Below are 19,019 nucleotides of genomic sequence, written 5' to 3'. Positions count from 1 at the left end.
GCCTCTACTGATCGGTGTCGACGACGTCGACGCGGATCCCGCGGCCACCGATACCGGAGACCAGCGTGCGCAGAGCGGTCGCGGTGCGACCACCGCGGCCGATGACCTTGCCGAGATCGTCAGGGTTGACGTGCACCTCGACAGTGCGCCCCCGACGCCCGGTGATCAGCTCGACACGAACGTCGTCGGGGTTGGCGACGATGCCACGAACGAGGTGCTCCACGGCATCGGCGACGACGGCACTCACTTGTCAGCAGCCTCGGACTCTGCAGCAGCCTCGGCGGGAGCGTCGGCAGCAGCCTCGGTGTCCTCGGCCTTCGCCTTCTTCTTCTTGGGCGTGATGGCCTCGCCGACGGGCTCGTTCTCGGCCTGCGCGAGCGCAGCCTGGAACAGCTCCAGCTTGGACGGCTTGGCTTCCTTGACCCGGAGGGTGCCCTCGGCGCCCGGCAGGCCCTTGAACTTCTGCCAGTCACCGGTGATCTTGAGGATGGCCTCGACGGGCTCGGTGGGCTGGGCGCCGACGCCGAGCCAGTACTGAGCGCGCTCGGAATCGACCTCGATCAGCGAGGGCTCTTCCTTGGGGTGGTACTTGCCGATGGTCTCGATCGCACGGCCGTTGCGGCGGGTGCGGGAATCGGCGACGACGATGCGGTACTGCGGGTTCCGGATCTTTCCGAGCCGGGTGAGCTTGATCTTGACAGCCACTGCTGTACTTCTCCTTCAGTGCGCACACGAATGTGCCCACGTGTCACGTGCAATTCGGCGACGCGCAGGAATAGCGCGCCCGGTTTTGCCTCTAATCTGTGACCGCCGCGCGGTGCGTAACCGGATGCGGCGAACAGCGGTTCATTCTGCCAGACGAACCCCGGCAGGGGGAAACCAGGTCATCGGGTCTTGACGACGACGCCCCGCAACACCACGACGTCGGGCGCGGCGAGGGTGTCGCTGCTCGCACGGGGGTCGTTCCGGAAGACCAGCAGATCCGCGGGCGCACCCGCTTCGACACCCGGATGTCCGAGCCACGCCCGCGCATCCCAGCACGCGGCGCCGAGCGCCTCGGACGGGGTCAGCCCGACCGCCTTCAGTTCCTCGACCTCGTCGGCGATGCGTCCGTGGACGATCGATCCGCCCGCGTCGGTGCCCGCGTAGATCGGGATCCCCGCGTCATGCGCGGCGCCGATCGTGTCCTTCACCCGCGAGTGCAGGTCGCGCATGTGCGCGGCGTAGACCGGGAACCGCGACGCGGACTCCGCGATCTCCGGGAACGTCGCGATGTTGATCAGCGTCGGGACGAGCGCCGTCCCGTGCGAGACCATCATCTCGATCGTCTCGTCGGTGAGCCCGGTGCCGTGCTCGATGCAGTCGATTCCGGCGTTGATCAGGCCCGGGAGCGCATCCTCCGCGAAGACGTGCGCGGTGACGCGCGCCCCTTCGCGGTGCGCCGCCGCAATCGCCTCGACCAGGATGTCGTCGCTCCACAGCGGCGCCAGGTCGCCCGCGGAGCGGTCGATCCAGTCGCCGACGAGCTTGACCCACCCGTCCCCGGCCCGGGCCTGGCGCACGACCTCGTCCGGCAACTGCGACTCGTCCTCGAGATCGATGGGCAGTCCGCGGATGTACCGCTTGGGGGCGGCGATGTGCTGCCCGGCGCGGACGATCCTCGGCAGGTCGGGGCGGTCGTCGACGAAGCGGGTGTCGACCGGTGAACCGGCGTCGCGAATCAGGAGCACCCCGCAGTCGCGCTCGGTCTCCGCCTGCGCGATCAACCCCTCGATGCTCTCGCCACCGCCGCCGCCGAACTTGATGCCGACGTGGCAGTGGGCGTCGACGAGACCGGGAACGATCCACCCCGACTCGCAGACGGTCTCGGCGCCGGGAATCGGCTCCGTCGAGATCACACCGCCGTCGACCCAGAACTCGACCGGCTGTTCGTCGGGCAGACCGGTTCCCCGGAAGTGCAGTGCTGCCATCGGCTACTTCTTCGGCAGCTTCAGCTGGGACAGGTCGATGCCCTCGAGTCCGGGCGGCAACTCGTCGAGGCCCTTCGGCATGTTCGACAGGTCGGGCATCCCCGCGGGGAGACCTCCGGGCGGCATCCCCGGGAACCCGCCGGGCAGGCCACCGGGGAATCCTCCGCGCACCTTCGGCGGCGTCGGTCCCTTGCCACCCTTCTTGCCCTTCTTGCCCTTCTTGTTGCTGCGCTGCGGCTTGCGCGCACCCGGCATGCCCATGCGCCCGGCCATCGCGGCCATCATCTTGCGGGCCTCGAAGAAGCGGTCCACGAGCTGGTTGACGTCGGAGACCTTCACGCCGGAACCGTTGGCGATCCGCAGCCTGCGGGAGGCGTTGATGATCTTCGGGTCGTCGCGCTCGGCGGGGGTCATACCGCGGATGATCGCCTGCACCCGGTCCAGCTGCTTCTCGTCGACGTTCGCGAGAGCGTCCTTCATCTGCCCCGCACCCGGGAGCATGCCCAGGAGGTTGCCGATGGGACCCATCTTGCGGACGGCCATCATCTGCTCGAGGAAGTCTTCGAGCGTCAGCTGGCCGGAGCCGATCTTCTGCGCGGTGGCCTCGGCCTGCTTCTGGTCGAAGACCTGCTCCGCCTGCTCGATCAGGCTGAGCACGTCACCCATGCCGAGGATGCGACTGGCCATGCGGTCGGGGTGGAAGATGTCGAAGTCTTCGAGCTTCTCACCCGTGGACGCGAACAGGATCGGCTGCCCGGTGACCTCGCGGACGCTGAGCGCGGCGCCACCACGGGCATCGCCGTCGAGCTTCGTGAGCACGACACCGGTGAATCCGACGCCCTCGCGGAACGCCTCGGCGGTGCTGACCGCGTCCTGACCGATCATCGCGTCGAGGACGAAGATCGTCTCGTCGGGGTTCACGGCGTCGCGGATGCCCGCGGCCTGCGCCATCAGGTCGGCGTCGATACCCAGGCGACCCGCGGTGTCGACGATGACCACGTCGAACTGCTTGTTGCGGGCTTCCTCGACACCGGCCCGGGCCACCTCGACCGGGTCGGCCGCGGTGATGCCCAGCTCGTTGTCGCCGCCGCCGATGGACGTGCCCGGGTGCGGCGCGAACACCGTGGCTCCGGCGCGCTCACCGACGATCTGCAGCTGGGTGACGGCGCCGGGACGCTGCAGGTCGCAGGCGACGAGCAGCGGGGTGTGCCCCTGGTCCCGCAGCCACTTCGCGAGCTTGCCCGCGAGGGTGGTCTTACCGGAACCCTGCAGACCGGCGAGCATGATGACCGTCGGCGGCGTCTTGGCGAACACCAGCCGGCGGGTCTCGCCACCGAGGATCCCGACGAGTTCCTCGTTGACGATCTTGACGACCTGCTGCGCCGGGTTCAGCGCCGCCGAGACCTCGACGCCCTTGGCGCGTTCCTTGATCTTGGCGATGAACGAGCGGACGACGGGCAGCGCGACGTCTGCCTCGAGCAGGGCCAACCGGATCTCACGGCAGGTGGCATCGATGTCGGCTCCGGAAAGGCGACCCTTGCCACGCAGATCCTTGAGGGCTCCGGTCAACCTGTCGGAAAGGGATTCGAACACCGAGTGCGCTCCTGAAGTCATACGAGTGTGCGGTGGATATTCTCGGGCACCAGCCTAGCCGCTCACGTCCGGTCGTTCATTCTCCCCCGCTGCCCTCCTGCTTCTTCGGCTTCGTGAGCGGGACGACGCCGAGGATCGCGCTCTCGACCTGTTCCCGGCTCGCCCTGGTGTCCCCGCCGCCGACATCGAGGCAGAACGAGTCGATCACCGACGAGCCCAAGGTGGTCACCCGCGCCCACCGGACGTCCGCTCCGCACGTGTCGAACGCGTCGGCCAGCCTGCACAGCAGCCCCAGCCGGTCCTCGGCCCTGAGCTCGAGGATGACCTCGCCGGGCGACGCCGTGTCGAACCAGATGACCCGCGGCGGCGCCTGCGCGTACTGCACCGGAACCGCGGCCTCGCCGCGTTCCTCGACGGCGGCGACGCGCTGGCTCTCGCGGGCCTCCTCCTCCTTGGCGGTCAGCATCTCCAGCAGATTCAGCTCCCCTGCCAGCGCGCGGATCAGCTCCTGGCGCAGCAGTCCCGCCTGCGGCGGGGCCCCGAACCTCGGGGACACGACGAACGAGTTGACCGCCGAACCCTCGGCACCGCCCAGCGAGGCGGAGAAAACCCGCAGGGAGTGCAGCGCGAGCACGCCCGCTGCCTTCGACAGCAGACCCCGCTGGTCGGGGGCGATGACCGTCACCACATACGTGTGGGGACTGTCCGCGGGGACCAGTGCGACGTGCACGCCCCCCGTCGCCGCCAGAGCGACGTGCTCCGGGTCGAGCGGATCCGGCGCGGGCAGCACCTCACCCGCCATGACCAGGCGGCAGCGGCGCACGAGTTCGCCGATGAGCGAGGACTTCCAGTCACCCCACACCCCGGGACCGGTCGCCAGTGAATCCGCCTCCGCCAGCGCGTGCAGCAGTTCCAGCAGAACGCCGTCTCCGCCGAGCGCCTCGACCACCCTCTCGACCGTCGCGGGATCGTCGAGGTCCCGCCGCGTCGCGGTGTGCGGCAGCAGGAGATGGTGGCGCACGATCGCCGTCAGCAGCGCGACGTCGGACGGCCACAATCCCAGCCGCTTGCCGATCTGGGTGGCCAGTTCCGCGCCGACCACGCTGTGATCGCCGCCGCGGCCCTTACCGATGTCGTGCAGCAGCGCGCCGAGCATCAGCAGATCCGGGCGCGCGACTCGGGTGGTGAACCCACTGGCATACGCGGCGGTCTCGACGAGGTGGCGATCCACCGTCCACGTGTGCACCGCGTCCCGCGGCGGCAGGTCCCGGACGGCACCCCACTCGGGAAGCAGCCTGCCCCACAGTCCGGTGCGATCGAGGGCCTCGATCGCGGCGACGGCCCGGCTACCGGAGCCGAGCATCACCAGCAGATCGTTCAGCGCCTCCTTCGGCCACGGCTCACGCAGCTCGGGGGCGTTGTCGGCCAGGCGATTCAGGGTGGACGCCGACATCGGCATCCCCGTCGTCGCCGACGCCGACGCCACCCGCAGCACAAGGCCGGGGTCCTTCGCGGGCCGGGCGTCGCGGGCCAGCACCACTTCACCGGCGTGCTCGACGACTCCCTCGTCGAGGGGCCGCCGCACCGGTGGACGGCGCAACCGCGCCAGACCACGCCGCGGCAGAGCATGGCCTGCCGTCCGCACCCCGACGTCGACGGAGTAGCTGATGGTGCGCGCGGCATCGCTGAGCATGCGCGCGAGGTCGAACCGATCGCCGATCCGGAGCGCGGCGCCGATCTCGTCGGCGTCCTGCGCCCGCAACTGGTCGCGCGAGCGTCCCGCCACCCGGTGCAGTTCGGTCCGGACGTCGAGGAGCCGCCGGTGCGCGAGCGCCAGTCCCCCGCCGGGCGACTCCGGGCCGAGTCCGGGCATGCCGTCGGTGAGCTGCGCAATGGACAGCGCGTTGAGCAACTGCACGTCCCGCAGTCCACCGCGACCGCTCTTGAGGTCGGGCTCGGCACGGTGAGCGATCTGGCCGCTGCGTTCCCAGCGGGCCTGCGTCTGCTCGATGAGGCCGTCGAAGCGGTTACGGATGTCGGTACGCCACTGCCGGCGCACGCCGCTGATGAGCAGATTGGTCAGCTCGACGTCGCCGACGATGTGGCGCGCCTCGAGCATCCCCAGGGCCGCGGTGATGTCCGTGTCCGCCACCTGCAGCGCCTGGGGGATGGTGCGGACACTGTGGTCGAGCTTGATGTGCGCGTCCCACAACGGATACCAGAGCTGGTCGGCCACCTGCGAGACCACCGCCGGATCCATGTCGTCGTGGAGCAGGAGGAGGTCGAGATCCGAGTACGGCAGCATCTCCCGCCGGCCGAGCCCTCCGACCGCGACGAGCGCGAACCCGCTGTCCGGTTTGATACCGAGTTCGGCACCCTTTGTGGTCAACCAGAACTCGTGCAGGTCGACGAGCGCGTGACGCAGCGCAGCCGCGTCGAGCCGACGTCCGTGACCTGCCGGATTCCTTGTGCCGGGGCCGGTCTCGGGGCCGCCGGCGAGCAGTTGCCTGCGTGCGCGGGCCAGGTCCGCCGCTTCGTCCGATCCGCCTGACGCAACCGGCCCTGGTTCCGTCGCCTTGGCGACGGAACCAGGGCCGGTCTTACCGGACCCGTTGGGGTCAGAGCGCATCCGCGCCGCGTTCCCCGGTGCGTACCCGGATGACCGACTCGACCGGTGAGACCCACACCTTGCCGTCACCGATCTTGCCGGTGCGTGCCGCCTCGACGATCACCTCGACGACCTTGTCCACAGCAGCGTCGTCCACGACGACCTCGACCCGGACCTTCGGTACGAAATCGACCGAGTACTCGGCGCCTCGGTAGACCTCGGTGTGGCCCTTCTGCCGGCCGTACCCCTGAACCTCACTGACAGTCATGCCGAGGACGCCCGCCTGCTCGAGTCCCGTCTTGACGTCCTCCAGAGTGAACGGCTTGACAATTGCTGTGATCAGCTTCATTTCCTCATCCCTCCTTGCCGGATACACGAGCGGCTGCCGAGTTTCCGCCGAGAGCGGCGAAATCGTAGGCGGTTTCTGCGTGTTCCGACTCGTCCACTCCAAGTGATTCACTCTCGTCGCTGAGCCGCAGCCCGATCGTGAACTTCACGATCAATGCGACGACGGCCGTACCGACGAGCGAGTAAAGCAGTACTGCTCCGGCGCCCACTGCCTGACGCCAGAGTTGGTCGAGGCCTCCACCATAGAACAGTCCGACAACACCCGCGGGCGCCTCGGCCGTCGCGACCAGGCCGACCATCAGCGTTCCGACGATGCCACCGACCAGGTGAACACCGACGACGTCGAGCGAGTCGTCGAACCCGAAGCGGAACTTGAGTCCGACGGCGAGAGCGCAGAGTGCGCCGGCCACGACGCCGATCGCGAGTGCACCGAGGACGTTCACCGAGGAGCAGGAAGGCGTGATGGCGACCAGGCCGGCCACGATTCCGGAAGCCGCGCCGAGCGTGGTGGCGTGGCCGTCGCGAATACGCTCGACCAGGAGCCAGGCGAGCATCGCCGCGCACGTTGCGATGACCGTCGTGATGAAGGTTGCGCCCGCGATTCCGTTGGAACCGACGGCCGAACCGGCGTTGAAGCCGAACCAGCCGAACCACAGCAGGCCTGCGCCGAGCATCACGAAGGGCAGGTTGTGCGGACGGAACGGGGTTCCCGGCCATCCCTTGCGCTTGCCGAGGATGATCGCGAGAACGAGGCCTGCGGCGCCGGCGTTGATGTGGACAGCGGTACCACCCGCGAAGTCGACCGCGGCGAGTTTGTTGGCGATCCACCCGCCGGTCTCGGCGGTGACGCCGTCGAAGGCGAAGACCCAGTGCGCCACGGGGAAGTACACGACCGTCGCCCAGAGCCCGGCGAACAGCAGCCAGGAACCGAACCGCAGGCGATCTGCGACGGCACCCGAGATGAGGGCGACGGTGATGATCGCGAACATGGCCTGGAACGCGACGAACACCGTCGCGGGGATGGTGCCGACGAGCGGGATCGCGGAATCGGCGATGACCGAACCGGCGTCGTCGGTCTCGGCGAGGTAGGATCCGCCGATCAGTCCTTTGAGGCCGAAGTACTGGAACGGATCACCGACAAGGTTCCCCTTGTCCTCTCCGAACGCCATGGAGTAGCCGTAGAGAACCCACAGGATGCCGACGACACCCATCGCGCTGATGCTCATCATGAGCATGTTCAGCACGCTCTTGGCCCGCACCATGCCGCCGTAGAAGAACGCAAGACCCGGAGTCATGAGCAACACGAGCGCGGCGCTGGTCAGCATCCACGCTGTGTCCCCGGTGTCCGGTGCACCGATAGTGGGGAAATCCACCTTGAGCCTCCTCCTTCTCTGCCCAGCCGGTTGCGGCTGACGACCTGAGAAGAAGGGTGCTCAGTTGGTGTTTCGGCTGTGCCACTGCACTGTTTCGCGCACGTGAACGCATCGACCTATTTTGTTGCGTATACGTTTCGCCAGGCGATTTGCGGTCGGTTTCGGGTCCCCGGAGCCGTCCGGGACCCCGAGACGACCGCGGGATCCCCCTCTAACCGAGCAACGCGTCGACGAAGGCGCCCGGCTCGAACGGCGCCAGATCGTCGGCGCCCTCACCGAGTCCGACGAGCTTCACGGGAACCCCGAGTTCGTGCTGCACCTGGAACACGATGCCGCCCTTGGCGGTGCCGTCGAGTTTGGTGAGCACCACACCGGTGATGTCGACGACCTCGGCGAACACCCGCGCCTGCGCCAGACCGTTCTGGCCGATGGTCGCGTCGAGGACCAGCAGGACATCGTCGACCGACGCCTTCTTCTCGATGACCCGCTTGACCTTGCCGAGTTCGTCCATCAGGCCTGTCTTGGTGTGCAGCCTGCCCGCGGTGTCGATCAGCACGACGTCGACGCCGTTGTCGATCCCCTTGGCCACCGCGTCGAACGCGACGGCCGCCGGATCCGCGGCTTCCTTCCCGCGCACCACTTCGGCGCCGACCCGTTCGGCCCACGTCTGCAACTGGTCGGCGGCGGCCGCGCGGAACGTGTCGGCGGCGCCCAGCAGGACGCGCCTGCCGTCGGCCACGAGAACACGCGCGAGCTTGCCCGTGGTGGTGGTCTTGCCGGTGCCGTTCACTCCGACGACGAGCAGGACAGCCGGGTGATCGTCGTGTGGAAGGGCGCGGATGGAGCGGTCGAGTTCCGGACGGAGTTCGGCGACCAGGACCTCACGCAGCAGCGCGCGGGCGTCAGCCTCGGTGCGGACGCTGCGCGACGCCATCTGCTCACGCAGCGACGTGACGATCTTCGTGGTGGTCGCCGAACCGAGGTCGGCGATGAGGAGCGTGTCCTCCACCTCTTCCCAGGAGTCCTCGTCGAGGTCGCCGCCGCCGAGCAGTCCCAGCAGGCTCTTGCCCACCGCCGACTGGGACCGGGACAGACGCCCACGTAGACGGTCGAGGCGGCCTTCGGTGGGGGCAATGACGTCGAGCGCGGGTGCCGCGGGAGCCGGTTCGGGCTCGGGAGCCGGCGCGACCTCGGGTTCCGGTTCGACCTCCGGGGCGACCACCGGTTCGTAGGTGACCGGCTCCGGCGGGGCTTTCGGCTTCTCCGGTGCCTTTTCGGGGGCCTTCTCCGGCGCGGGAGCCTTCTCCGGCTCCGGAGGCGCCACGACCTCCGGTTCGGGGGCGATCGTGGGTTCCGGCACCGGTTCGGGCAGCACCGGCTCCGGCACCACCTCGCGGGGCGGCGCCGTCGCCGTCGACCCCTGGCTGAAGTTGAAGCCGCCGTCGGCGCGATAACTGCCCGAACGGTCCTTCTCCGCCGTGGTGACCTGCGGGGTGTCCGGCGCCTTCAGGGAGATCCGGCGACGCCGATACAGCAGGGACCCGACGACGAGAACGACGAGAAGTACGGCCAGTGCGGCCGCGATGGCAATCCAAGCTCCGGTAGTCACGCCGCCCATTGTTTCAGGCTCCGGATTCCGTCGCGCACTGCCTCGCCGGGCGCACCGTCCCGGCCGGCGCCGGAATCAGGCGTCTGCGGCCGCCATGTCCTGGCCACGGAGCCGCTGCGAGATGACAGTGGTGATGCCGTCGCCGCGCATGCTCACGCCGTACAGCGCGTCGGCCACCTCCATCGTCGGCTTCTGGTGGGTGATGACGATCAGCTGAGACTTCTCCCGCAGCTGCTCGAACAATCCGATGAGGCGACGCAGATTGGTGTCGTCCAGCGCGGCCTCCACCTCGTCCATCACATAGAAGGGGGACGGCCTGGCCCTGAAGATCGCCACGAGCATCGCCACGGCCGTGAGCGATTTCTCACCACCGGAGAGCAACGACAGCCGCTTGACCTTCTTGCCGGGCGGCCGGGCCTCCACCTCGATGCCGGTCGTCAGCATGTCCGACGGGTCGGTGAGCACCAGCCTGCCCTCACCGCCGGGGAACAGTTTCGCGAAGACCTGCACGAATTCGCGTTCGACGTCCGCGTAGGCCTCGGTGAACACCTGCAGGATGCGGGCGTCGACGTCGGCGACGACACCGAGGAGGTCCTTGCGGGCGGTCTTCACGTCCTCGAGCTGTGTGGAGAGGAAGTTGTAGCGCTCCTCGAGCGCGGCGAACTCCTCGAGCGCCAGCGGGTTGACCTTGCCGAGGGTCGCCAGATCCTTCTCGGCACGTTTCGCGCGACGTTCCTGCGTGGTGCGGTCGTACGGAATCGGCGCTGGCATCGTGACCTGTTCGCCGCGCTCCTTCGCCTGCTCGTACTCCTCCATCTCGAGTGCGGACGGTGGCAGCGCGACGTCGGGACCGTATTCGGCGATCAGATCGTCCAGGCCGATCCCGTGCTGGTCGAGGATCGCCTCCTCGAGTTGTTCGATGCGCAGTGCGGCCTGGGCGCGGGCCACCTCGTCGCGGTGCACGGCGTCGGTGAGCGACGCCAGCTGTCCGGTGAGCTGACGCACCCTCTCCTTCACCTGTTCGAGTTGGGTCGTCCGCTCGGTGCGGGCCCGGGCGAGGTCGTCCCGGTGCGCCATCGCGGCGTCGACGACCTCGCCGAGGTGCTCGGCGACCCGCTGCCCGGACTCGGCGACCGCAGCCGCGACGGCGGCCGCGTTCTGCCGGGCCTTCATCGCGCGTTCGGCCCGGGCACGCGCGTCGCGTTCCACCTGGGCGGCGCGGCGCAGCGAATCGGCCTTGCCGCGCACCGACTCGGCCCGTTCCTCGGCCGTGCGGACGGACAGCCGGGCCTCGACCTCCACGGCCCGCACTTCCGCCAGGGCCGCGGCCGCCATCTCCCGATCGATGCTCGTCGAATCGGAACCACCCGTGTCGGCGCCGGCAGGCGAGGCGTCCTGTTCCGCCATCCGCAGCCGTTCTTCGAGTTCGGCCAGCCCGGTCAGCGTGTCCTCGCGACCGCTCTCGGCCTTGTCCCGCTGCGCCATGAGCCGATCGGATTCGGCGTGCGCGGCGCGGGCCGCCTGGCCGAGGCGGCCGAGGCGTTCGTAGATGGCCGACATCGCGGCGTCGGACTCGTTCAGCGCGGCCAGCGCCTGCTCGGCGTTCTCCTGGCGGTCGGCCTGTTCCGCGACGGCTCCGGACAGTGCCGCGGACAATTCTTCGGCGCGCCGTTCGGCGCGGGCGAGGTCCTGCACCGAGTTGTCGATGGCGGCCTGCACCTCGAGGGTGCTCGGCTGCCGGTCCGAGCCGCCGCTCATCCAGCCCGCCCCGAGGAGATCTCCGTCGCGGGTGACGGCGCGCACGTCGGGTCTGCGCCGGACGTGTTCGACGGCGTCGTCGAGGGAGTCGACGACGACCACGCCGCCCAGGAGTGCCGCGAGCCCGGTCCGCAGTTCGGCGGGGCAGTCGATGACGTCGACGGCCCACCGGGCGCCGGAATCCAGGTGCCCACCGTTCGGCACGGCCTGATCGGTGCCGATGACCAGGGACGCCCGACCGCTGTCCGTGTCCTTCAGCGCACCGACCGCGCCGCGGGCGGCGTCGAGGGATTCGGCGACCACGGCGTCCGCGGCGGGACCCATCGCTGCCGCGACCGCACCCTCGTAGCCCTTTTCGACGGTGATGAGGCCACCGATCGGTCCCCGGATACCGTGCTCGCCCCGGTTCTCGACGAGCCAGCCGGCGCCGTCCTTGCGTTCGAGGCCCATCGACAGCGCGTCGATCCGGGCGCGGAGCGACGCCACTTCCTGCCCGGCGGCGCGTTCGTCGGCCTGGAGTTCGGTGACGCGTTCGGTGATCAGACGCAGCGCCTCGACGGCACGCTCGTGGTGGGAGTCGAGCCCGAGTTCACCGGCGTCGAGGTCGCCGATCTCGTCCTGGACGACCTCGAACTCGGACTGCGCGGCGTCGCCGCGCCGGCGGGCCTCGTCGATCGCGACGGTCAGCCGCGACACTTCGGCGTCGACGGAGTCGGCGCGGGTGCGCAGGGTGTCGACCTGCCCGGACAGCCGGGCCAGACCTTCCCGGCGGTCGGCGATCGCCCGCACCGCCGCCATGTGGGCCCGTTCCGCGTCGGCAGCGGTCTCCTCCCCCAGCGCCAGTTGCTCCTTGGCCGCGTCCAGCGCCGCGCGGGCCATTTCGACGGCTTCGACGAGTTCCATTTCCTCCGCGGCGATCCGGTCGGCGCGGGCCTCCATCTCGTCCGGATCCTGGCCGCGGTTCGCGGACGGCTCGGAGTCGAGGTGGCGCGCCCGTTCGCGGGCGATGCGGATGGTCGCGTTGACGCGTTCCGCGAGCGCCGACAGCTGGAACCACGTCTGCGCGGCCGCTTCGGCACCCGGTGTGAGCCTCGACAGTTCCTGCTCGTGCCGTCCCAGCTCCAGATTGGCCTCGTCGAGCGCCTCGGTGACGTGGTCGTGCTGTTCGCGGGCGACCTTCTCGTCCTGCGCCTGGTCGGCCAGCTCCTCGCGCCGCGTCACCAGGTCGTCGGCGGCGAGCCGCAGCTTCGCGTCGCGCAGGTCGGCCTGCACGGTCTGCGCGCGGCGGGCCACCTCGGCCTGCCGCCCGAGTGGTTTGAGCTGTCGGCGCAGTTCCGCCGTGAGGTCGTTGAGGCGGGCCAGATTGGCCTGCATCGCATCGAGTTTGCGTACCGCTTTTTCCTTGCGTTTGCGGTGCTTGAGCACCCCGGCGGCCTCTTCGATGAACGCGCGCCGGTCTTCCGGACGCGATTCGAGGATGGCGGCGAGTCGACCCTGCCCGACGATCACGTGCATCTCCCGGCCGATACCGGAGTCGCTGAGCAGTTCCTGCACGTCCATGAGCCGGCACGAGCTGCCGTTGATCTCGTATTCGCCGGCGCCGTCGCGGAACATGCGCCGGGTGATCGACACCTCGGAGTAGTCGATCGGCAGGGCACCGTCGGAGTTGTCGATGGTCAGCGTCACCTCGGCGCGCCCGAGGGGCGCCCGCCCGGCGGTGCCGGCGAAGATGACGTCTTCCATCTTGCCGCCGCGCAGCGCCTTCGCCCCCTGCTCACCCATCACCCAGGTGAGCGCGTCGACGACGTTCGACTTACCCGACCCGTTGGGCCCTACGACACAGGTGATTCCCGGCTCGAATCGCAGAGTCGTTGCGGACGCAAAGGATTTGAATCCCTTCAGCGTCAGACTCTTCAGATGCATGACGGAGAACTTTACCTTCGGTTCACCGTTCGACGAACCCGGTGAGGTCGCCGCGGGGGGAATCCCATTGCTCCACGACGAGATCCACCGCGCCCGGCGTGTCTCCCGACCGCAGCATCGTCAGCAGGGTGTCCAGCTTGTCCCGGGGTCCCTCGGCGATGACGAGTACCCGGCCGTCCTTCTGGTTGGCCGCGTATCCGACGAGGCCGAGTTCGAGTGCGCGGGCGCGGGTCCACCACCGGAATCCGACACCCTGCACGTACCCGTGCACCCACGCGGTCATTCTCTCCATATCCGTCACGCCCGTTCGAGCTTGTAGATCTTCCCGGTGAAGCTGGTGGCGTAGAGCGCGTCCGGGTCCCAGCCCGGTCCGGCGCCGAAGCGCACCGAGGACACGAGGGGCAGCCCGGACGCGAGCGCGCAGCTCTCCCCCGTCGCCGGATCGACGCGGACCACCTTGCCGCCGCCGTTGTACGCGACGTACACGATGCCGTCCGGTCCGACGGTGAGGTCGTCGGCTGCGTTGAGCGGCCCGGAGCCGGGCAACTCGACGGACACGACGGGACCGCGCAGGTCGTCCTCGCGGAGGATGCGCAGCGTGGTGGTGGTGTCGAACGTCGTGACCGTGTACACGTTGCCGTCGTGCACGGCGAGTCCGTCGACGGTCCCCAGATCGGTGCGCACGACCTCCGGTGTGCGGGGATCCTCCGCCGGGACGCGGGTCAGTCCGGCGCCGGAGCCGAGATTCCGCGCGGTGAGGATGTCGCCGTTGCTCAGCCGGACGAGCCCGTTCGGCATGACCAGCCCCTCGGCGACGGTGCTCGTGTCACCGGTGTCGAGATTCACGACATCGACGGTGCCGCTCGTCGAGCCCGTGACCCCGGAGGCGAAGGAGTTCCCCGTGGCGAAGTACGCGTCGGCGCCGTCCACGGCGATCCCGCCCGGCGACTCGACCTCGGGCACGATCGGGGTGACGGTGCCGTCGGGGCTGACGCCGTCCAGGGCTCCGCCGCCCACCAGGCCCGTCCGCGACACCAGCATGGTGCCCGCGCCGTCGAAGGCCAGGTTCTCGAGCACGCCCGCGCCCGACGTCACCTCCGACACCGACCACGGGGTGCAGGCGCCGCCGGGGGGCGAGAACGCGGGCCCGGCCGCGGCCGGCGCGACCACGAGCAGACCAGCGCAGAGCGCCGCCCCGCCCGCGAGTGCGGCGAGCTCACGCCGCATCATTGTTCCTTCTCGACGGTCAACGTCACTTTCGTCCCGGCCTTCAGCGTCCGCCCGACCGTGCACACCTTGTCGACCGACCGTTCCACGAGCGTGACCAGACGCTCCTGCGCGTCGGCGTCGAGTTCGCTGAGATCGAGCTCGAGCACCTCGTCGAGCTGCGGGTACACCTCGTTCTCCCGGTCGGCGGCGCCGGACACCCGGATGGTGGCCTCGTAGTTGTCGCCCAGGCGCCGCGACAGCGGGAAGTCCGAGCTCATTCCGCTGCACGCGGCGAGTGCGATCTTCAGAAGCTCCCCTGGAGTGAACACGCCCTCCACGCCCTCGGAGCCGATCAGGACCTCGGCGCCGCGGGAGCTGCGGCCGGTGTACAGCCGGGTGCCCGTTCGCTCGACCCACAGTGAAGTGGGCGCCGTCGTGTCGGAAGTCTGTTCTGCCATGTGCTCAATCCTGCCACCGAGGGGCGCAACGCCAGGTAGGCGGGTGGGCGGCACCGGTTTCCACCGATTTGTGAACGCCGATTCTCAGCAGTGGGAACCGGTGGGCCGTAGGGTGAACCGACCAACGATGCCGAGACGTAGCGGGGAATGCTGATGGGCCAGATCGGGAGTGCGGGAGAACGCCGACTTCAATCCGAGTTCGGCACCGGGGATCGTGCCGCCAAGTTCTACTCGGATCAGATGCTGGACCATCTCAATCCGACGATGATCGAGTTCGTCGGACGCCAGGAGATCGCGTTCATCGCCACCGCCGACGCCTCCGGCGAGTGCGACAACAGCCTGCGCGCCGGGACACCGGGATTCATGCACGTCATCGACTCGAAGACCCTCGCGTACCCGGAGTACCGCGGCAACGGTGTCATGGCGAGCCTCGGCAACATCCTGGAAAATCCGCACGTCGGAATCATTCTCGTGGACTTCGTGCAGGACCTCATCGGACTGCACGTGAACGGCTCGGCCCGGATCGTCGACCACGAGGTCCTCCGCTCCGAGATCGCGGATCTGCCGGTGGACCACTCCGGCGGGCGGGTCCCGGAACGCTGGGTGGTCGTGGACGTGGAGGAGGCATACATCCACTGCCGCAAGCACATTCCGAGGATGGCACCGGTTCCCCGCCACCGCGAATGGGGAACCGACGACGTGAAACGCAAGGGCGGCGACTACTTCGACGCCAAGGCGACGCCACGCCACGACACCGACGGACAGGTCGCCGAAGAACCCGTGCCCGCCGGACTCACCCAGGTCATCTCGCCGGGCTTCTCCGTGGCGCCGGCTGGCACTTCGGGCAACTGAACGACGAGCGGTTCATGAACTTCTCCCGCCGGATCGCGGTGCCGCACCGCGGGCACGGGCGATCCTCCTGACCGTAGGCGGACAGGGAGCGGTCGAAGTAGCCCGATTCACCGTTGACGTTCACGTACAGCGCGTCGAAGGACGTGCCGCCCTGGGTGAGTGCCTCGCGCATCACCTGCTGGGCGGCGGTGAGCACCGCACGAATCCGGGGACCGGTCAGCCTGTCGGTGAGCCGGTTTCCGTGGATCTGCGCGCGCCACAACGCCTCGTCCGCGTAGATGTTGCCGATGCCGGAGACGACGGTCTGGTCCAGCAGCACACGTTTGATCTCGGTATGCTTGCCGCGCACCACCTTCACGGTGGCCGCCAGATCGAAACGCGGATCCAGTGGGTCGCGGGCGATGTGCGCCACCGAGTCCGGCACGAGCGAGCCGTCGACGTCGACGAGAGGCGCGAGCGCCCAGCCCCCGAACGTCCGCTGATCGACGAACCGGAGGTCGAGACCGGAATCGAGCCGGGCCCGGATACGCAGATGCTTCTCGGTCGGCAATTCCGGTGGCTGCACGAGCATTTGACCACTCATACCGAGATGCACCACGAGGGCGACCGTGCTGGGTTCGAGGACCAGCCACAGGTACTTTCCGCGGCGGTCGGCGCCCGCGATCCGTTCGCCGGTGAGCTGTCCGGCGAGGTCCGCGGCACCGGGCAGGTGACGCCGGATCGCCCGCGGATGCAGGATGTCCACCGAATCGATGGACGCCCCCACGATGTGGCGTTCGAGTCCGCGCCGGACTACCTCGACTTCGGGTAGTTCAGGCACTGACGTCGTCGGTCGCTACGTCGGGTCCTGCGTCGGACAACGCATTCCACGCCGTGCTCGCAGCCTTCTGCTCGGCCTCTTTCTTGGAGCGGCCGATCCCGACGCCGAGGGGCTTGCCGCCGACGATCACGGTGGCGGTGAACTCCTTGTCGTGATCCGGACCGGTCGCGGTGATCTCGTACGCCGGAACTCCGACGCCACGCTCCGCGGTCAGCTCCTGCAGGCTCGTCTTCCAGTCCAGGCCCGCGCCGAGGCGGGGGGCTCGCTGGAGGAGGTCACTGAAGAGATCGAGGACGACGCGTCGCGCCGTCTCGATTCCGTGCTCGAGATGGATGGCGCCGAGAATCGACTCCATGCCGTCGGCCAGGATGCTCGGCTTGTCGCGGCCGCCGGTCATCTCCTCGCCCTTCCCGAGCAGGAGATGGGCACCGAGACCGCCCTCACCGAGGCTGCGCGCCACTTCCGCGAGCGCGTGCATGTTCACGATGCTCGCCCGGATCTTCGCGAGGTCGCCCTCGGATTTGTCGGGGTGCGCGAGGTAGAGCTTCTCCGTGACGGTGACTCCGAGCACGGAGTCACCGAGAAACTCGAGACGCTCGTTGGTGGGCAGACCACCGTTCTCGTACGCATACGAGCGGTGCGTCAACGCCAAGGTGAGCAGTGAAGGCTCGATTTCTACGCCGAGGGCGGCGAGGAGGGAAGCATGATCCTCCTCGCCGCCGGCGGGTGTATTACTGATGTCGCTCGTCACAACGCCTCTCCGTGGAGAATTAGACGGCGGCAGTGACCTGGCGGCCCTTGTATGTGCCACACGACGGGCACGCGACGTGGGGCAGCGTCTTCTCGCCGCAGCCACGGTTGGGGCAGGTGACGAGGGTAGGCACAGTGGTCTTCCACTGGCTGCGACGCGACCTCGTGTTGGATCGCGACATTCTGCGCTTGGGGACAGCCACTTCTACTTCTCCTCGGCTTCGTTGTTCACAAGATTCTTGCTGGGTTCCGAATCCACGCCAAATTTGGCTGCAAGACCAGCCCAGCGAGGATCAAGTATGTCATGCCCGTGGCCAGATTCGGCAATCGCCAGGCGAACGCCACATTCTGGGCACAATCCTTGGCAGTCGTCACTGCAGAGCGGCTGCAACGGCAGTGCGAGGCCGACGGCGTCGATCACGACGGGTTCGAGGTCGATCTCGTCGTCGACGACGTGATAGACCTCCCCCTCCTCCGTGGTCTCTTCCGTGGCGCTGTCCGGGTACGCGAACAGTTCCGTGAGAGTCAGGTCCACCGTGCCGGAGAACGGCTCGAGACATCTCGAGCACTCCCCGACGGTGTCGGCTCGCAACGAACCGGTGACCAGGACCCCCTCGGATACGGCCTCCAACCGGAGATCCAGATCGATCTCCGATCCGTCCTCGATGGCGATCAGGTCGAGACCGATGCGCCGTGGCGCCGTCACCACCCGTTCCACGGTGCGCATCGAACCGGGACGACGGCCGAGTTTGACCGTGTCCAGCACGAAGTCCGCGTCCCGACGGGAACGCGATGAGCTGTGGCGATGGGATGACAACAGGCTTCACTTTCGAGAAAAGGAAAACGACAAAGGGCAACCACTCCACGATACGCAATGAGCGCGGTGGAGCCAAATTCGGTCGGGAGTTCGGACGCTCAGCGGCGGCGCTCGGCGCGGCGGTCGTCGACGTCGTAGTCGGAGGCGTAGTCGGGAACGCCCGAACCGGTCCGCAACTGCTGACGCCCCCTCCCCACGGACCGCACGGTGCCGTTGAGGAAGTCCTCGAACTCCGCGAGCTTCGTGTCGACGTACAGGTCGCAGTCCGAGCGGAGACGATCCGATTCGGCGTGCGCGGAATCGATCACCCGCGCCGACTCTGCGTGGGCGGCCTGGACGACCTCCGTCTGCGAGACGAGCCGTGCCTGCTCGGCCGTGCCCTCCGCGACGGACCTCTCGTAGGACGCCTTACCCGACTCGATCATGCGATCGGCCTCGGACCGCGCCCGGCCCGTGAGTGCGTCGTACTCCCGCTGACCTTCGGCGACGGAGGACTCGGCCTCGGCGCGCGCGTCGGTGACCAACTGCTCGGCGTGCGCGCGGGCCTCGGCCACCATCCGGTCGGCCTGCGCCTTCGCGTCCGCCAGGATGCGGTCGGCGTCGTCGCGGGCGTTCTCGATGGTGGAGTTCGCCTCGGCGTTGGCGCTGGAGACGGTCTTCTCCGCGTTGGCGCGGGCATCCCCCACCAGTTTGTCCTTGTGGTCCAGGACGTCCTGGGCGTCGTCGAGTTCACCGGGAATCGCATCGCGCACGTCGTCGAGCAGTTCGAGGACGTCGCCGCGGGGAACCACGCAGCCGGCGGTCATCGGTACGCCGCGTGCCTCTTCGACAATCGCGACAAGTTCGTCGAGCGCCTCGAATACCCGGTACACAAGCAACCCCAATCGTCGATGACCCTCAGCAGGTCGGCGCAGCCTTCCTCGTGCAAGTC

Annotated in this window: 18 protein-coding genes; 1 reads left to right on the top strand and 17 read right to left on the bottom strand. The window is 68.7% G+C overall.

Features of this window, described 5'->3' with window-relative positions; translation table 11 throughout:
- Positions 1-4 precede the first annotated feature (4 nt).
- From I1A62_RS42965 to I1A62_RS42910, 12 genes are all read right to left on the bottom strand, one after another.
- Positions 5-247 (bottom strand): RNA-binding protein, encoded by a 243-nt coding sequence (locus I1A62_RS42965; RefSeq protein ID WP_005240479.1) that lies wholly within the window; start codon positions 245-247, stop codon positions 5-7.
- Positions 244-705 (bottom strand): 30S ribosomal protein S16, encoded by a 462-nt coding sequence (gene rpsP / locus I1A62_RS42960; protein ID WP_219458101.1) that lies wholly within the window; start codon positions 703-705, stop codon positions 244-246. Before rpsP ends, I1A62_RS42965 begins: the two co-directional genes overlap by 4 nt.
- Before the next feature lie 179 nt (positions 706-884).
- On the bottom strand, positions 885-1,970 hold the full coding sequence (locus I1A62_RS42955) for an amidohydrolase family protein (protein WP_219458100.1): 1,086 nt from the start codon (positions 1,968-1,970) through the stop codon (positions 885-887).
- A 3-nt stretch (positions 1,971-1,973) separates the two neighbouring features.
- Positions 1,974-3,563 carry a signal recognition particle protein gene (gene ffh, locus I1A62_RS42950; RefSeq protein WP_124392776.1) on the bottom strand — a complete coding sequence of 530 codons (1,590 nt, stop codon included), beginning with the start codon at positions 3,561-3,563 and terminating at the stop codon, positions 1,974-1,976.
- A gap of 76 nt (positions 3,564-3,639) precedes the next feature.
- On the bottom strand, positions 3,640-6,192 hold the full coding sequence (locus tag I1A62_RS42945; RefSeq protein WP_219458099.1) for a [protein-PII] uridylyltransferase: 2,553 nt from the start codon (positions 6,190-6,192) through the stop codon (positions 3,640-3,642).
- Positions 6,182-6,520 carry a P-II family nitrogen regulator gene (locus I1A62_RS42940; protein WP_005240467.1) on the bottom strand — a complete coding sequence of 113 codons (339 nt, stop codon included), beginning with the start codon at positions 6,518-6,520 and terminating at the stop codon, positions 6,182-6,184. The genes I1A62_RS42945 and I1A62_RS42940 overlap by 11 nt, the downstream gene beginning before the upstream one ends.
- Before the next feature lie 4 nt (positions 6,521-6,524).
- Positions 6,525-7,892, bottom strand: coding sequence for an ammonium transporter (locus I1A62_RS42935; RefSeq protein WP_124392774.1), 1,368 nt, complete (start codon positions 7,890-7,892; stop codon positions 6,525-6,527).
- 211 nt (positions 7,893-8,103) lie between these two features.
- Entirely contained in the window at positions 8,104-9,510 is a 1,407-nt protein-coding gene (gene ftsY / locus I1A62_RS42930; RefSeq protein WP_219458098.1) for a signal recognition particle-docking protein FtsY, read from the bottom strand.
- A gap of 66 nt (positions 9,511-9,576) precedes the next feature.
- The gene (smc, locus tag I1A62_RS42925; RefSeq protein ID WP_219458097.1) at positions 9,577-13,182 is read right to left on the bottom strand and encodes a chromosome segregation protein SMC; all 3,606 of its coding nucleotides are present in this window, start codon (positions 13,180-13,182) and stop codon (positions 9,577-9,579) included.
- A gap of 22 nt (positions 13,183-13,204) precedes the next feature.
- Complete coding sequence (locus I1A62_RS42920) at positions 13,205-13,474, bottom strand: acylphosphatase (RefSeq protein WP_257890677.1); 270 nt, start codon at positions 13,472-13,474, stop codon at positions 13,205-13,207.
- Between the two features lie 5 nt (positions 13,475-13,479).
- Positions 13,480-14,409, bottom strand: coding sequence for a hypothetical protein (locus tag I1A62_RS42915; RefSeq protein WP_219461725.1), 930 nt, complete (start codon positions 14,407-14,409; stop codon positions 13,480-13,482).
- Positions 14,409-14,849, bottom strand: a complete 441-nt coding sequence (locus I1A62_RS42910; RefSeq protein ID WP_072937781.1) for an OsmC family protein — start codon at positions 14,847-14,849, stop codon at positions 14,409-14,411. The genes I1A62_RS42915 and I1A62_RS42910 overlap by 1 nt, the downstream gene beginning before the upstream one ends.
- Positions 14,850-14,996: 147 nt before the next feature.
- Between I1A62_RS42910 and I1A62_RS42905 the strand changes: the two genes are divergently transcribed.
- Complete coding sequence (locus I1A62_RS42905) at positions 14,997-15,701, top strand: pyridoxamine 5'-phosphate oxidase family protein (RefSeq protein WP_124392771.1); 705 nt, start codon at positions 14,997-14,999, stop codon at positions 15,699-15,701.
- Here the strand turns inward: I1A62_RS42905 and mutM are convergent.
- The 5 genes from mutM to I1A62_RS42880 form a co-directional block, all read right to left on the bottom strand.
- Entirely contained in the window at positions 15,652-16,521 is an 870-nt protein-coding gene (gene mutM / locus I1A62_RS42900) for a bifunctional DNA-formamidopyrimidine glycosylase/DNA-(apurinic or apyrimidinic site) lyase (RefSeq protein ID WP_124392770.1), read from the bottom strand. The two genes, I1A62_RS42905 and mutM, sit on opposite strands and share 50 nt — an antisense overlap.
- Entirely contained in the window at positions 16,514-17,272 is a 759-nt protein-coding gene (gene rnc, locus I1A62_RS42895) for a ribonuclease III (protein WP_072937778.1), read from the bottom strand. The genes mutM and rnc overlap by 8 nt, the downstream gene beginning before the upstream one ends.
- 19 nt (positions 17,273-17,291) lie before the next feature.
- The gene (gene rpmF / locus I1A62_RS42890) at positions 17,292-17,474 is read right to left on the bottom strand and encodes a 50S ribosomal protein L32 (protein WP_005240446.1); all 183 of its coding nucleotides are present in this window, start codon (positions 17,472-17,474) and stop codon (positions 17,292-17,294) included.
- A gap of 2 nt (positions 17,475-17,476) precedes the next feature.
- On the bottom strand, positions 17,477-18,037 hold the full coding sequence (locus tag I1A62_RS42885; RefSeq protein ID WP_124392769.1) for a DUF177 domain-containing protein: 561 nt from the start codon (positions 18,035-18,037) through the stop codon (positions 17,477-17,479).
- A 149-nt stretch (positions 18,038-18,186) separates the two neighbouring features.
- Complete coding sequence (locus I1A62_RS42880) at positions 18,187-18,960, bottom strand: DivIVA domain-containing protein (protein ID WP_124393012.1); 774 nt, start codon at positions 18,958-18,960, stop codon at positions 18,187-18,189.
- Between the last annotated feature and the right edge of the window lie 59 nt (positions 18,961-19,019).

The organism is Rhodococcus sp. USK10, from assembly GCF_019378875.1.
Classification (GTDB): domain Bacteria; phylum Actinomycetota; class Actinomycetes; order Mycobacteriales; family Mycobacteriaceae; genus Rhodococcus_F; species Rhodococcus_F pseudokoreensis.
Note: the sequence above shows the minus strand (reverse complement) of the source record. Positions and strands in the feature narration are given on the sequence as shown.

Coding starts and splice junctions, on each gene's coding strand:
- I1A62_RS42915 (WP_219461725.1), bottom strand. CDS start 14,409: ATGCGGCGTGAGCTCGCCGCACTCGCGGGCGGGGCGGCGCTCTGCGCT.
- I1A62_RS42905 (WP_124392771.1), top strand. CDS start 14,997: ATGCTGATGGGCCAGATCGGGAGTGCGGGAGAACGCCGACTTCAATCC.
- I1A62_RS42945 (WP_219458099.1), bottom strand. CDS start 6,192: ATGCGCTCTGACCCCAACGGGTCCGGTAAGACCGGCCCTGGTTCCGTC.
- I1A62_RS42910 (WP_072937781.1), bottom strand. CDS start 14,849: ATGGCAGAACAGACTTCCGACACGACGGCGCCCACTTCACTGTGGGTC.
- I1A62_RS42955 (WP_219458100.1), bottom strand. CDS start 1,970: ATGGCAGCACTGCACTTCCGGGGAACCGGTCTGCCCGACGAACAGCCG.
- I1A62_RS42940 (WP_005240467.1), bottom strand. CDS start 6,520: ATGAAGCTGATCACAGCAATTGTCAAGCCGTTCACTCTGGAGGACGTC.
- ftsY (WP_219458098.1), bottom strand. CDS start 9,510: ATGGGCGGCGTGACTACCGGAGCTTGGATTGCCATCGCGGCCGCACTG.
- smc (WP_219458097.1), bottom strand. CDS start 13,182: ATGCATCTGAAGAGTCTGACGCTGAAGGGATTCAAATCCTTTGCGTCC.
- I1A62_RS42920 (WP_257890677.1), bottom strand. CDS start 13,474: ATGGAGAGAATGACCGCGTGGGTGCACGGGTACGTGCAGGGTGTCGGA.